The 14,008-nt window shown below is 69.1% G+C and carries 10 protein-coding genes; 6 read left to right on the top strand and 4 right to left on the bottom strand.

Annotated elements, in window-relative coordinates; all coding sequences use genetic code 11:
• Positions 1-85: 85 nt before the first annotated feature.
• Positions 86-3,622: a DNA polymerase III subunit alpha gene (gene dnaE, locus ACFWPH_RS14505; protein WP_378751064.1), complete on the top strand. Its 3,537-nt coding sequence runs from the start codon at positions 86-88 to the stop codon at positions 3,620-3,622.
• A gap of 208 nt (positions 3,623-3,830) precedes the next feature.
• Here dnaE and ACFWPH_RS14500 read toward each other — a convergent pair whose 3' ends face one another.
• The 3 genes from ACFWPH_RS14500 to ACFWPH_RS14490 are packed head-to-tail and all read right to left on the bottom strand — an operon-like array spanning position 3,831 to position 5,790.
• Entirely contained in the window at positions 3,831-4,283 is a 453-nt protein-coding gene (locus tag ACFWPH_RS14500; protein WP_378751062.1) for a deaminase, read from the bottom strand.
• Positions 4,253-5,035, bottom strand: coding sequence for a RibD family protein (locus ACFWPH_RS14495; protein WP_378751060.1), 783 nt, complete (start codon positions 5,033-5,035; stop codon positions 4,253-4,255). The genes ACFWPH_RS14500 and ACFWPH_RS14495 overlap by 31 nt, the downstream gene beginning before the upstream one ends.
• Positions 5,035-5,790, bottom strand: a complete 756-nt coding sequence (locus tag ACFWPH_RS14490) for an NUDIX domain-containing protein (RefSeq protein ID WP_378751058.1) — start codon at positions 5,788-5,790, stop codon at positions 5,035-5,037. Before ACFWPH_RS14490 ends, ACFWPH_RS14495 begins: the two co-directional genes overlap by 1 nt.
• 185 nt (positions 5,791-5,975) lie before the next feature.
• Between ACFWPH_RS14490 and ACFWPH_RS14485 the strand changes: the two genes are divergently transcribed.
• From ACFWPH_RS14485 to ACFWPH_RS14475, 3 genes are read left to right on the top strand one after another with little or no spacing between them, the layout of a single operon-like run.
• Positions 5,976-7,343, top strand: a complete 1,368-nt coding sequence (locus tag ACFWPH_RS14485; protein WP_378751056.1) for a hypothetical protein — start codon at positions 5,976-5,978, stop codon at positions 7,341-7,343.
• Complete coding sequence (locus ACFWPH_RS14480) at positions 7,340-8,392, top strand: glutamate ABC transporter substrate-binding protein (RefSeq protein ID WP_378751054.1); 1,053 nt, start codon at positions 7,340-7,342, stop codon at positions 8,390-8,392. Before ACFWPH_RS14485 ends, ACFWPH_RS14480 begins: the two co-directional genes overlap by 4 nt.
• Positions 8,393-8,398: 6 nt before the next feature.
• Entirely contained in the window at positions 8,399-11,020 is a 2,622-nt protein-coding gene (locus ACFWPH_RS14475) for a tetratricopeptide repeat protein (RefSeq protein WP_378751052.1), read from the top strand.
• Between the two features lie 149 nt (positions 11,021-11,169).
• Here ACFWPH_RS14475 and ACFWPH_RS14470 read toward each other — a convergent pair whose 3' ends face one another.
• The gene (locus ACFWPH_RS14470; protein WP_378751050.1) at positions 11,170-12,270 is read right to left on the bottom strand and encodes a CaiB/BaiF CoA transferase family protein; all 1,101 of its coding nucleotides are present in this window, start codon (positions 12,268-12,270) and stop codon (positions 11,170-11,172) included.
• A gap of 143 nt (positions 12,271-12,413) precedes the next feature.
• On the opposite strand from ACFWPH_RS14470, the gene ACFWPH_RS14465 reads away from it, so the two are divergent.
• Positions 12,414-12,959, top strand: a complete 546-nt coding sequence (locus ACFWPH_RS14465) for a methylated-DNA--[protein]-cysteine S-methyltransferase (RefSeq protein WP_378751752.1) — start codon at positions 12,414-12,416, stop codon at positions 12,957-12,959.
• 230 nt (positions 12,960-13,189) lie between these two features.
• Complete coding sequence (locus ACFWPH_RS14460) at positions 13,190-13,993, top strand: alpha/beta fold hydrolase (RefSeq protein ID WP_378751048.1); 804 nt, start codon at positions 13,190-13,192, stop codon at positions 13,991-13,993.
• Positions 13,994-14,008 lie beyond the last annotated feature (15 nt).

The raw sequence follows: 14,008 nt of genomic DNA, 5'->3' as shown, positions 1-14,008 counted from the left end.
TCATATGTAGCCGAATCAACCTTATCGGCCGACCCGGCTAGACAACCGGACGGCCCGGACACGGCTCACGGCGCGGGGTTCACCGATGACGAACGCATCTTTCGTGCATCTGCACAACCACACCGAGTACTCGATGCTCGACGGGATGGCCAAGGTCGATCCGCTGTTCGCCGAGGCCGAGCGGCTCGGTATGCCGGCTGTCGGGATGACCGACCACGGGAACATGTACGGGGCGGCGGAATTCTTCCGGCGGTCCCGGCAGTCGGCGGTGAAACCGATTATCGGGATCGAGGCGTATATCGCTCCGGAGTCGCGGTTTTCCGGCGAACGCGTGCGGTGGGGTGACCCGTCGCAGAAATCCGACGATGTTTCCGGCTCCGGCGCCTACCTGCACATGACGATCTTCGCCCGCAATGCTGTCGGCCTGCGCAATCTGTTCCGGCTGTCGTCGCGGGCGTCGTTCGAGGGGCAGTTGGGGAAATGGCCGCGGATGGATGCCGAACTGATCGCGGAATACGCCGAGGGGCTGATCGCCACCACCGGCTGCCCGTCCGGGGAGGTCCAGACCCGTTTGCGGCTGGGGCAATTCGATGCCGCCTATGCGGCGGCCGGCCGGTGGCGCGATATCTTCGGCCCGGAGAATTTCCTGCTCGAGGTGATGGATCACGGGCTCACGATCGAACGGCGGGTCCGCACGGATCTGCTCGCTGTCGGGGAGAAGGCCGGGCTGACACCGCTGGCCACCAACGACTGCCACTATGTGCTGCGCGGGCAGTCGGCTGCGCACGAGGCCATGCTGTGCGTCCAGACCGGGAAGACGCTGTCCGATCCCACGCGGTTCCGGTTCGGCGGCGACGGCTACTACCTGAAATCTCCGGCCGAGATGCGGGCCTTGTGGGACGACGAGGTACCCGGCGCCTGCGACGCCACCCTCGCGGTGGCCGAACGTATCGAGCCCTACGACGAGGTGTGGGATTTCCGCGACCGGATGCCGGTGTTCCCGGTGCCCGACGGTCATACCGAGGACAGCTGGCTGCGGCAGGAGGTGGCGGCCGGGTTGCGCTGGCGCTTCCCGGGCGGGGTGCCGGACAGCTACCGCCACCGCGCGGATTTCGAGCTGGACATCGTCCGCGACAAGGGTTTTCCCGCCTACTTCCTGGTGGTGGGTGACCTCATCGCCTATGCGCGCCGGGCCGGGATCCGGGTGGGGCCGGGACGCGGTTCGGCGGCCGGTTCGCTGGTGGCGTACGCGCTGGCCATCACCAATATCGACCCCATCGAGCACGGGTTGCTGTTCGAACGTTTCCTCAACCCGGAACGTCCGTCCGCGCCGGATATCGATATCGACTTCGACGACCGCCGCCGCGGCGAGATGATCCGGTACGCCACCGAGCGATGGGGTGCGGACAAGGTCGCGCAGGTGATCACCTTCGGCACCATCAAAACCAAGGCCGCCCTCAAGGACGCGGCGCGCGTGCAGTTCGGACAGCCCGGGTTCGCCGTGGCCGACCGGATCACCAAAGCGCTACCGCCGGCGGTGGCGGCGAAGGATATCTCGGTCGCGGGTATCACCGATCCGGGCCACGAACGCTACGGCGAGGCCGCGGAGGTGCGGGCGCTCATCGATGCCGATCCCGATATCCGCCGGATCTACGACACCGCGGTGGGTCTGGAAGGGATGGTCCGCGGCGCGGGGGTTCATGCCTGCGCGGTGATCCTGTCCAGTGAACCGCTGCTCGACGTGGTACCGCTGTGGAAACGCCCGCAGGACGGGGCCGTGATCACCGGATGGGACTATCCGTCGTGCGAGGCCATCGGCCTGCTCAAGATGGATTTCCTGGGGTTGCGGACGCTCACGGTGATCGGCGACTGTCTCGACAATATCCGCGCCAACCGGGGTATCGAGATCGATCTCGACACCCTGCAACTCGACGACGAGGCCACCTACGCGATGCTCGCCCGCGGCGACAACCTAGGTGTTTTCCAGATGGATTCGGCCGGGATGCGGGAACTGCTGCTGCGGATGGCGCCGACGGAATTCAACGATCTGGTGGCCTCCAATGCCCTGTACCGGCCGGGGCCGATGGGGGTGGGCGCGCACTGGGCCTATGCCGACCGCAAGAACGGCCGCGAAGCGGTGACACCGATCCACCGCGAACTCGACGAGCCGCTGCGTGAGGTCCTCGCCGAAACGTATGCGCTGATCGTCTATCAGGAACAGATCATGCAGATCGCGCAGCAGGTCGCCGGATATTCACTGGGGCAGGCCGACCTGCTGCGCCGCGCCATGGGCAAGAAGAAGCCCGAGGTACTGGCGAGGGAGTTCGAGAATTTCCGTAACGGTATGCGAGGCAACGGGTACAGCGACGACGCGGTGACCGCGCTGTGGGAGGCCGTGCTGCCGTTCGCCGGATACGCCTACAACAAATCCCACGCCGCCGGATACAGCCTGGTGATGTACTGGACCGCCTATCTGAAGGCGAACCATCCGGCGGAATTCATGGCCGCGCTGCTCACCTCGGTCGGCGACGACAAGGATAAATCCGCGACCTATCTCGCCGACTGCCGCAAACGCGGTATCCGGGTACTCCCGCCGGACGTGAACCAGTCCGCCGCCACCTTCACCAGCGTCGGCGCCGATATCCGCTTCGGCCTGGGCGCTGTGCGCAATGTGGGCGAACCGGTGGTGCAGGCGGTGATCCGCGCGCGGAAACCGGGAGAGTTCACCAGCTTCTCCGACTACCTCACCAAGGTCGACACCACCGGCTGCACGAAGAAGGTGGTCGAATCACTGGTCAAGGCAGGCGCGTTCGATTCGCTGGGACATCCCCGCAAAGGGCTGTGGACCGTCCACGGTGAGGCCGTCGACGCGGTGATGCACACCAAGAAAGCCGCCGCACGCGGGCAATTCGACCTGTTCGCCGGCGACGGCGCCGATCCGGGCCACGACACCGGCGTTTTCGATATCCCGGTACCCGATCAGGAATGGGAGACCCGGGAGCGGCTCGGCTACGAACGCGAAATGCTCGGGCTCTATGTTTCCGGCCATCCGCTGGACGAGATCGCGACTGCGCTCGCCACGGTCGGCGACACCCCGATCAGCGCGCTCACCGAAGGCCGGGTTCCGCACGGACGGAAGGTCACGGTGGCCGGCATCATCGCTGCCGTAGACCGCCGCGTCACCAAGAAAGGGGAAACCTGGGCGATCGTGCGCCTCGAGGATCTGGAAGCCGGGGTCGAGGTCCTGTTCTTTCCGGCGGCCTACGCCGGTGCCGCCACGCTCCTGACCGAGGACGCCGTCGTGGCCGTCGGCGCACAGGTCAGCATCCGCGAGGGCCGGCAGTCGCTGCTCGGCGATCAGGTGCGTGATCCGGAACTGACCGCCGACGGGTCCGGCCGGGCCATGACTCTCACCCTGGCCGCCACCGCGTGTACACCGCGGTCGGTGCGCGCCCTGCGAGAAACGCTGCAGCGACATCCCGGCGCCACCGAGCTCCGCATCAACCTGATCGGCGCCCGCGGTCCCCGGCTGCTCGCGCTGGACCCCCGGTTCCGGATCACCACCTCACCCGCCCTGATGGGTGAATTGAAAGCGCTGTTCGGGCCCGCCTGCCTGCAGTGAACACCACCGCGCACGAAAACGCCGCCGGGTGGTGGTCCCGGCGGCGTCGTTCGAGGTCGACGTCCAACAAGCGCCTCTCGGCGAGTGGTCGCTCGTAGCGACAAATGGGGTGCGGCCCGGGGCTGTCCGAACGCCGACATGGGTAATCAACCCGGGCACCCGGCGAGCTATTTCCCGCCACGTTGTGATGCGCGCTACCCGGCGCAGTTCACAGCTCGAGATGCCGGTTCATCGACATCGCGGCCTCGGCCAGCTCCGGGAGTTCCAGCACCTGCACCCCGTGCTCCCGCAGTCTCTCCACACCCACACAGTTCACGACGAACGTCGCCGGTTCCCGCCAGGCGATCACCACGGCCGGGATACCCGCCGCGAGCACCCGGTCGGTACACGGCAGCCTGGTCTTGGTGGCCCGCTCCGAACACGGTTCCAGGGTGCTGTACAGGGTGGCGTGGCGTAACCGCGGATCCGCCGGATCGAGTTTGGCCAGTGCGGCCTCCTCGGCATGATTCTTGGGATCGGCCTCGCGGGAGAAGCCGGTGGCGAGCTCGACCCCGTCGGCGACGATCACGGCACCCACCGAGAACGCGCCCGGCACCGGTGGACTGCGCCGCGCCAGCTCGATCGCCCGATTCATCCAGTGGTGGTGGTCGGATTCGGGCATCGGGCCTCCTGGGGTCGATAACGCAACACTGCCATATCCCCGAGCTGCGCTACCCCGAGCAACGACATGCGGTGGGCGGAGCCACCCGGGAATGCGGCGGGGTACAGGAAACGCGGTGCCTCCGGGTCGCCGACCAGGGTGGGGCCGAGGGCGAGATGGAGTTCGTCGGCCAGACCGCCGGCCAGGAACGCGGTGTGGACCCGGCCACCGCCCTCGACCATCAACCGCGCGATTCCACGGGCAGCGAGGTCGTCGAGCAAAGCCGCGAAGTCCAGGTCGGCGCCCAGCGCGACGATCTCCGCGGGCGCGGTCAGACGTTCAGCCAGCCGCCGGGCGCCGGATTCGGTGGTGTAGACGAGCGGTGGTTGTCCGGCCGTACCGTGATGCCAGAAGCGAGCGGCCGGGTCCAGGTCCCCGCGGGCGGTCACCGTGACCTTCCGCGGGAACTCGGGTTTTCCGGCGGCGACGCGGGCCCGACGGCGACCCTCGTCCTTCACCAACAGCCGCGGATTGTCGCGGCGCACGGTTTCGGCCCCCACCAGAATCGCGTCCGACCAGGCGCGCAGCTCGTCCACCCGGTCGAAATCGGCCTCGTTCGACAGCAGCAGCCGGTCGTCGGCGGTGTCGTCGATATATCCGTCGACACTCGCCGCCACCGAGAGCAACACAAAGGGCCGGGGCCCGCCGGGAGGGTCCACCGGCACGTCCGAGCCCGCGGTACCGCCGGGCCGGTTCTCGTCCGCGGCAACCATCACGCCTCCGGGCCGAGCACCCGGCCGCGCGGGATACCCAGCACCCTGGCCTCCGCCGGGACGACCGCACCCGGTTCCGCGGCAGGGCCACCGGCCGCCGATACCGCTGCCGCCGCCTCGCTGTCATCGGCCCGCTCGGCCGGATACGGCGGGTTCAGCAGGACGGCACGCTCTCCGGGGCCGGCGGGGTCGGCGTGCAACCAGACGAACTCGACACCCAGATCGACAGTGCGGGGCAGGGTCGCGGCCAGATCGGTGATATCGGTCTGCGGGCATTCACTGGTATCCATTCGCGCCGGCGTCGCGCGCAGATCCGGCCATGCCGCGGCGAACGCCGCGTGCAGCGGCCGCTGGTCCACCTCGTGCTCCGGCACCCAGGCCAGTTCGACGCTTTCCATATTGGGCTCGACGGGCAACGGCTTACCGGCGTCGGCGATCACGGTGGTGTAGGTCCAGCCACTGGGTGCGACGGCCGTGACCCGTTCGGCGCGCACCTGGATATCGGCGGCCTTGATCCCGGCTTCCTCGTCGGCCTCGCGCACCGCGGCGTGCACCGCGGTCTCGTCGCTGTCGCGGGCCCCGCCGGGCAGCGCCCAGGTACCGCCCTGATGACTCCAGGGCGCCCGGTGCTGTAGCAATACCGCCACGCCACCTGCCCCGATCGGGGCGCGCAGCAGCAGCCCGGCCGCACCGAATTTCCCCCAGTGCCGTACCCCACCGGGGCTCACAGCCCACCCGTCTCCATCACCGCGCATCTCGCACCGTCCTCGTCGACCGTCCCCTTCCATCCTGCCGTACCCGGCTGCGGGGATGGTCGTTGTGGCCGTCGAAGCGCGAGCGGGCACAATACCGAATACGCTCAGGACAGCGGTGTGAGCGGGATCGCCCACATACCGCAGAGCGATACAGCGCACACGGCGCCCAGAGTTGGAGGGTGGACATGACGCGGTCGGCGGTGGATCGGGTGGTCTCCGAACCAGACCGGCCCGAACCGGACCGGCCGGAACCCGCGCCCACGACCGGGTGGTCGGGCCTTGTCCGTCCCCGGGTCGAAACGGCCTGGAAATGGCTGGATCCCACGCGGCTGCGTCAGTTCGCGCGATCGTCGCCGGGGCGGCTCATCGGGGTCGGACTGCTACTGGTGGTGCTGTGCCTGGGGTCCGGGGCGATCACCGCGGCCGGCGTGCACGACCGCCAGCGCGATCTCGACATCCTGCTCGCCGGTACCGAACCCGACGCCAATGCCGCACACCGGCTCTACACCTCGCTCTCGGTCGCCGACGCCGCCGCGGCCACCGCCTTCATCTCCGCAGGCCTGGAACCACAGCAGGTGCGCGACCGTTACAGCCAGGCGCTGGGCGAGGCGGGCGCCGAACTGGTGACCCTGTCCGGGGAGGGCGCCGAAGACGATCAGCAGCGGATCGGTATCGGTTCCGGGCTGCCGGTCTATTCGGGTCTGGTGGAGACCGCGCGGGCGAACAACCGTGAAGGTCACCCGGTCGGCGCCGCGTATCTCAGCGAGGCGTCACACCAGATGCAGAGCGAATTGCTGCCGATGGCCGAACAACTGTATGTCCGCCGGGCGGATGCCGTGGACGAGGCGCAGGACCGGCATGTGCGGCCGCCGCTGATCTCGATCGTCGTGCTGCTGGCGGCGCTGGCCGCGCTGGTCTGGGCGCAGCGGCTGATGGCGCGGCGCTGGCACCGGACGTTCAACCCGGGCCTGCTGCTGGCCTCGGGTGCGGTGCTGATCCTGTTGCTGTGGACGGTGATCGCCGGATCAGTATCGGCGTCGGCGATGTCGGGCGGGCGCTCCGACGGCACGGTACCGGCCGCCCGGCTCACCGAAAGCCGGATCCTGGCGCAGCAGGCACGGTCCGCGGAAACCCTGAAACTGGTGCGGCGCGACACCACCGGCGATTACGACCACACCTTCGACGCCAACATCACCCGGCTCAACGAGCTACTCGCCGGGCACACCGACCGCGCGACCACCGACGCCCGAGCCGCCCTGCTGCACTGGCTGGCAGCGCATCAGCGGATGAACGACACGCTGAATCGCGGCGAATTCGCCCGCGCCGCTACGATCGCCACCGCGCCCGGCGCCGAAAATGCCACGGTGCACGTCGAAGCCCTGGACAAGGCCCTGGCCACCGGTATCACCGAAACCCGGGACGCCCTGCGCAGCAATATTTTCCACAGCGCGCGGGTACTCGACTACCTGGCGCCCGGTGCGGTGATTCTCGGAATCGCCGCCGCGGCGTATATCGCCTTCGGAATCTGGCCGAGACTGCGGGAGTATCGATGAGACCTGCGACCGACCCGCCCCGACCGGCGGCACGGCCCCGGCCGCGCCGAACCGGCCGCGCCCTGCCCCGCTCCGGCGTGCGGTCCTGGCCGCTGCGCAGTGCCATCGTCTGCACCGCACTGCTACTGGCCGGCTGCGCCACCGGCCCCGGCCCGCACAGTGAAACACCGCACGGCGACTACGCCGAACCGCCGCTCCCCGCCCAGGCGACCGCGATACCCAGCGACGTCCCGGTACAGGTACCCGACGACCCGGACTGCGGCGACCCCACCGCGAGCCTGCGCCCCACCGGCCCCGCCGCCACCGGGCCCGCCCTGAACCGGATCCGTGCCCGCGGTCGCCTCGTGGTCGGGCTGGACACCGGCAGCAACCTGTTCAGCTTCCGCGACCCCAACAGCGGTGTCATCGTCGGATTCGACGCCGATATCGCCCGCGAGGTGGCCCGCGACCTGTTCGGCGACCCCGACCGGATCGAATACCGCAGCCTCGGTTCGGAAGAACGGGAAGATGCGCTGATCGACCGCCGCGTCGATATGGTGGTCAAAACGATGACCATCACGTGTGCGCGGCTACAGCGGGTGGCGTTCTCCACGGTGTACCTGCAGGCGCATCAGCGCGTGCTCGCGGTCCAGGACTCCGGCATCGAGAGCCTGAAAGACCTGGCGGGTAAACGGGTCTGCACGATCCGCAGCACCACCTCGCTGGAACATATCCGGCGGATCCAGCCCAAAGCCTCCATCCTCACCGTCCCCACCTGGGCCGACTGCCTGGTGGTGCTGCAACAGCGGCAGGTGGACGCGGTGAGCACCGACGATTCGATCCTGGCCGGCCTCGCGGCCCAGGACCCGCATACCGAACTGGTGGGCCCGAGCATCAGCCAGGAACCGTATGGAATCGGAATCCCGAAGGGCGACGAGGATCTGGTGCGCTTCGTCAACGGAACCCTCGACCGCATCCGCGCCGACGGCACCTGGAGCCGGCTCTACAGCCAGTGGCTCTCCGCCCTCGGCCCCACCCCGGCGCCCCCGCCGGCGACCTACCGGGACTGATCGGCGGTGGCGACGGACGAGTCCGGTAACCGCCTCGGCTCCGGAGACGACCCGGAGCCGCCGGAAACCCGCGCCGTCGAACCCACCCGACATCGCGACCGAACCCTCGGAAACGCCGAGCCGCCTGACACCGGTCCTGGTGAGAAACCGAGCGGCGAGACGACCCCTCCCCGCGACACCGACACCGACACCGACACCGGAACATCCGAGCCCGGCGACTCCGTTGTCACCGCGCTGCCGGGTACCACCGCGTTCCCTCGCCACAACGCGGCCCCCGGTACAACGGCGGGACCCGCGGCCGGTGACGCCGCCGGTGCCGGTGGGGCGGCGGTCTCCGACACGGCCGCGGCGACCGCGGTACCCGATACGACCGCAGTACCCGGCACAGCGGCGGTTCTCGGTACCGCTGCCGTGGAGTCCGGCGAACTGCGCGCCGGGACCAGTCTCGGGTCGGGCCGGGGCAGTGGCGGCCAGGTGCGGACCGGGCGGAGTACCCGGACCGTCCGTTCCCGGCCCACCGTGCGCACGCTGGTGGCCGGGCTGGTCGAGGTACCGCGCGTCGAACCCGCCGACCCGGCCGCGGCGGTCCTGACCGATCCGGTGGTCGCGGAGGGAAAACGGTTCTGCTGGCGATGCGGGAACCCGGTGGGCCGGGCGAGTGCGAGCGGACCGGCGACCACCCGCGGGGACTGCGCGAACTGCGGTGCCCATTTCGACTTCCGGCCGAGTTTGCGCCCCGGCGATATGGTCGCCGGGCAGTACGAAATCCAAGGTTGCCTCGCGCACGGCGGACTGGGCTGGATCTATCTGGCGATCGACCGCAATGTCAGCGACCGCTGGGTGGTGCTCAAGGGCCTGCTGCACGCCGACGATATCGAAGCGCAGGCCGTGGCGGTGGCCGAGCGCGAATTCCTCGCCGAGGTCGCGCATCCGGGGATCGTGAAAATCCACAACTTCGTCGAACATCGCACCCCGGCGGGTGAGCCGATCGGGTTCATCGTCATGGAGTACGTGGGGGGCCGCTCGCTGCGCAGTATGCTCGACGACCACCGCCGTCCCGAACGGATTCCGGTGGCGCAGGCGATCGCCTATGTGCTCGAGGTGCTGCCCGCCCTCGATTACCTGCATGCCACCGGGCTCACCTACAACGATCTGAAACCCGACAACATCATGGTCACCGAGGATCAGGTCAAACTGCTCGACCTGGGCGCGGTGGCGCCGATCGAGGCTTACGGGAATCTCTACGGCACCAGAGGTTTCCAGGCTCCGGAGATTGCTCGCACCGGGCCCACCGTCGCCTCCGATATCTATACGGTCGGGCGCACGCTGGCCGTGCTGACCCTGAACATCCCCACCGAGCACGGCGCCTACCGCGACGGCCTACCCGCCCCCGGCGACGAGCCGGTCCTGGCCGAATACGAATCGTTCCATCGCCTGCTGCTGTGCGCCACCGATCCCGAACCGGACCGCAGATTCGGATCGGCCGGTGCGATGGCCGACCAGCTGGCCGGGGTGCTGCGCGAAATCCTCGCCCTCGATACCGGGGCCGAACATCCGCATCGGTCAGTGGTTTTCGGTAAACAGCGCACCGCTTTCGGCACCGAGCAGCTGATCGGCCTGACCGACGCGTACGCCGACGGCGCCGACCACGACACCGCCCTCGCCGCCACGGATATCGCCGCCGCGCTCCCGGTCCCGCTACCGTCGCCGACCGACCCGGCCGCCCGCCGCCTGGTGGATATCCTGCAGGCCGAACCCGATCAGGCGCTGGCCGCCCTGCACGAAGCGCGTGAAGATCTGACACGCGACCCGGCGGCCGCCCCCGAGAATCTGGAACTGGAGTTACGGCTGGCCGAAGCCCGCATCCTGCTCGATTCGGAGCGGGTCGGTGACACGGGCGAACTGCTGGACGCGATCCCGCGCGCGGGACGCCGCGATTGGCGGATCGACTGGTATACGGGGCTGGCCGGGTTGCGCGAAAACGACTACGAGAAGGCCTATTCCGCCTTCGATGCCGTACTGCGTGTGCTGCCGGGCGAGCTGGCGCCCAAACTGGCACTCGCCGGCACGGCCGAACTCGTACTCCAGCATTGGCACCCGGACGAGACCAAGGCCTGGCGCGCCTACGCCGAGAACTTCTACGCCACCGCATGGCGCACCGATCACGGCTTGGTGAGCGCCGCGTTCGGCCTGGCCCGCCTCCTGTCGGCCACCGGCCGCTATGCCGAGGCGGTTACCGCCCTGGACGAAGTGCCCGGATCCTCCCGCTATTTCACCACCGCCCGGATGACCGCGGTCCTGCTGCTGCTCACCAGCGCCCCCATCGGCGATCTACCGGAACACACGATCCGGCATGCCGCGCAGCGAGTGGACGCGCTCCCGCCCGACGAACGCCGCGCGCTGCAGCTACGGGTCATCGTCCTGGGCAGCGCACTCGCCTGGTTGCAGACCGGCAACACCCCGACCGCCCCGAACCCACCGCTCATCGGTATCGCCTTCACCGAGAACGCTCTACGCGACGCCACCGAAAAAGGCCTGCGCACCCTCGCCCGGCGAGCCCCCGGCCGCCGCCACCGCTACGCCCTGGTGGACCTGGCCAACTACATCCGCCCCACCACCTGGTTCTGAACGCCCGTTCGCCGCCCGCCCGGCTCCGGCCATCAGGTCAGTCGATTCGCCGAACTGGTCAGCCGGTCAGGCGCGCGTGGAAACGCTCACAGTGGAAGGACAAGGAACGGCCGGTTCGGTCGACAAACCTCGAACCGGCCGCCCTGTAGTCAGTCCGCCCAGACGGAATCGATCGGGGTCGACTCGGCGGGTGGCGGGGCCGGAATTCCACTGGGGGTGCGGGAGAAGCGCGGCGCGGGGGCGTGCTGAGTGACGTTCTCCAGTTCGAGCAGCGAGCCGCGGGCGGCGATGTGCTCGTTCTCGGTGGCTTCTTCGAAGGTGAGGACCGGGGTGACGCAGGCGTCGGTGCCGGCGAAGACCTCGGCCCATTCGTCGCGGGTCCTGCTGCGGAACTTGTCGGTGAAGAGTTTCTTCAGCTCGTCCTGGCCGGCCGGGTCCATCTGGAACGGCAGGCCCTCGGGATCGATTTCCAGGCCGGCCAGCAGCTGCGCGTAGAACTGCGGTTCGATCGCGCCGACCGCCATGTACTTGCCGTCGGAGGTTTCGTAGGTGTCGTAGAACGACATACCGGTGTCGAGCAGGTTGGTGCCGCGTTCCGAGCTCCACGCGCCCATACCGCGGAAGGCCCAGATCATCTGCGACAGGGCCAGCGTGCCGTCGATCATGGCGGCATCGATGACCTGTCCCTTCCCGGAGTTCTGGCGTTCCACCAGGGCGGCGAGAACACCGAACACCAGGAACATAGAACCGCCACCGAAATCGCCGACCATGTTCAGCGGCGGCACCGGGCGTTCGCCCTTACGGCCGATGGCGTGCAGGACACCGGTGAGGCTGATGTAGTTGATGTCGTGACCGGCGCGGTCGGCCAGTGGACCGAACTGGCCCCAGCCCGTCATCCGCCCGTAGACCAGGCGCGGGTTACGTTCCAGGGCGGCGTCGGGCCCCAGCCCCATCCGTTCGGTGACGCCCGGGCGGAACCCCTCGAGCAGCACGTCGGCCTTCTCCACCAGGCCGAGCACCTTCTCGATATCCGCCGGATCCTTCAGGTCGGCCTCCACGACGGTGCGGCCGCGCAGCGTCGGGCGATCGGCGCCGCCCGGGAGCTGGCCGGCCCGCTGGATCCGCACCACATCGGCGCCGAGGTCGGCGAGCAGCAATGCGGCATGCGGCCCCGGCCCGATCCCGGCGAGTTCGATCACGCGAATGCCCGCGAGCGGGCCCTGCTTGGTGGCGGTGGATGGTGTGCTCACGCCTTACCTCGGTTCGTCGTCGATCCAGTGTCTGCCCGCGGCCGCCCGCGGACATATTGACAGTATGACAACAGGTGCGTCACGTCACGGTGTCGCCCGCGATCGATCCGGTTTCCGCAGCTGTCGGTGGGCGCGGGCAGACTATGGGCATGCCCGGCACCGCTCCATTCGACGCGACGGATTTCGATACCGCAATCGGCCGCTGCGCCATCACCTGGCGCGGTGACGCGGTGGTCCGGTTCCGGCTGCCCGGGCACGACCCGCTGACCACCCGGCTCCCGGACGACACCCGCCAGGTCGCCACCCCCGAAACCGGCCCCCGCGCCGCGGTGCTCACCCGAATCCGCGCCCATCTCGACGGCGACCTCGACGATCTCCGCTGGATCCCGCTCGACCTCACCGGCCTGCCGGAATTCCACCGCGCGGTCTACACCGTCACCCGCGCCATCGACCCGGGCCGCACCCTCAGCTACGGCGAGGTCGCCGAGGGTATCGGCGCGCCCGGCGCCGCCCAGGCCGTCGGCCAAGCACTCGGCCGCAACCCCATCCCCCTGATAGTTCCGTGCCACCGGGTACTGGCCGCCGACCACGCCCTGCACGGGTTCTCCGCACCGGGTGGTATCGACACCAAACAGCGCCTGCTCGCCATCGAACGCACTGCGGGCTTCGGCGAACCGACCCTCTTCTGAACACGCCGACGGACAACCCGGCGCGAACAGCTCACCCGCACTCGCGGGAACGGAACCCGATGAGGTCGATCGAGCATTCCGCCTCGAGGTCGAGGGGCCATGGTCGCGGGGCCGATTCGCCTCCTCGGTGACCGACGCGGCTTCACCGCGCGCAGCTACGAATACGGCCCGCGGTAATCGAGACGCTAATGCGCTGGAGGGGTGGGGACGACTTTTGCGAGAGTATGCGCATGCCGTTGTTCACCGATCTGCCGCCCGCGAGCTTCCGATCATTCGACGGGACCATGATCCGCTACCACCGTGCCGGGGACGGGTCGCCGGTGATCATGATCCACGGTTCCGGCGGCGGGCTGCATTCCTGGCAGCCGGTGGCCGAGCACCTGCCGGACCGGTTCGATCTGTGGTTGCCGGCCCGGCGCGGCTATGCACCGAGCGGGCCCGGGCACGCGCCGAAACATTTCGCGGACGAGGTGCGCGATCTGGGGGTGATCATCGACATGATCGGCCGGCCGGCCCACCTCGTGGGCATGTCGTACGGTGCGACCGTGGCCCTGCACGCGGCGGCATCCGGGCTGGCGGTCCGCTCGCTGGCCCTGTGGGAGCCCCCGCTGTACGCGGCGGGCGCGGAGCTTGCGCCCGTCCTGTCGCGGTTCGAGCTGCTGACGGCGAACGGGGACCACCCCCGAGCCCAGCGGTTACTGGCCGAGAAGGTGGCCCGGGTTCCGGCCGCGATGCTCGACCTGCCGGAGCCGATGGAGGCCGCCGCGGACGCCCCCGACGATTCCGGCGGTTGGAGCCGCGACCTGGAATCGATGGTCGGCGACACCAGCTACCTGGACCGCTGGGCTTCGGTGACCACGCCGACTCTCCTCATGCGCGGCTCGGACACCTGGCAGCCGATGCCGGAAACCATCGAACGGCTCGCGGCGGTGATGCCGGGCGCCCGCCTCGAAACCCTGCCGGGACAGATGCATTTCGCACCCTCCACAGTGCCCGCTGATGTTGCCCGTATCCTCACGGACTTCCTCTACTGACGCCCCGGCCAGTGG

The sequence above is a fragment of the Nocardia sp. NPDC058499 genome (assembly GCF_042719915.1).
Lineage (GTDB): Bacteria > Actinomycetota > Actinomycetes > Mycobacteriales > Mycobacteriaceae > Nocardia.
The sequence above is the reverse complement of the archived record's forward strand: the minus strand, read 5'-3'. Positions and strand labels throughout refer to the sequence as shown.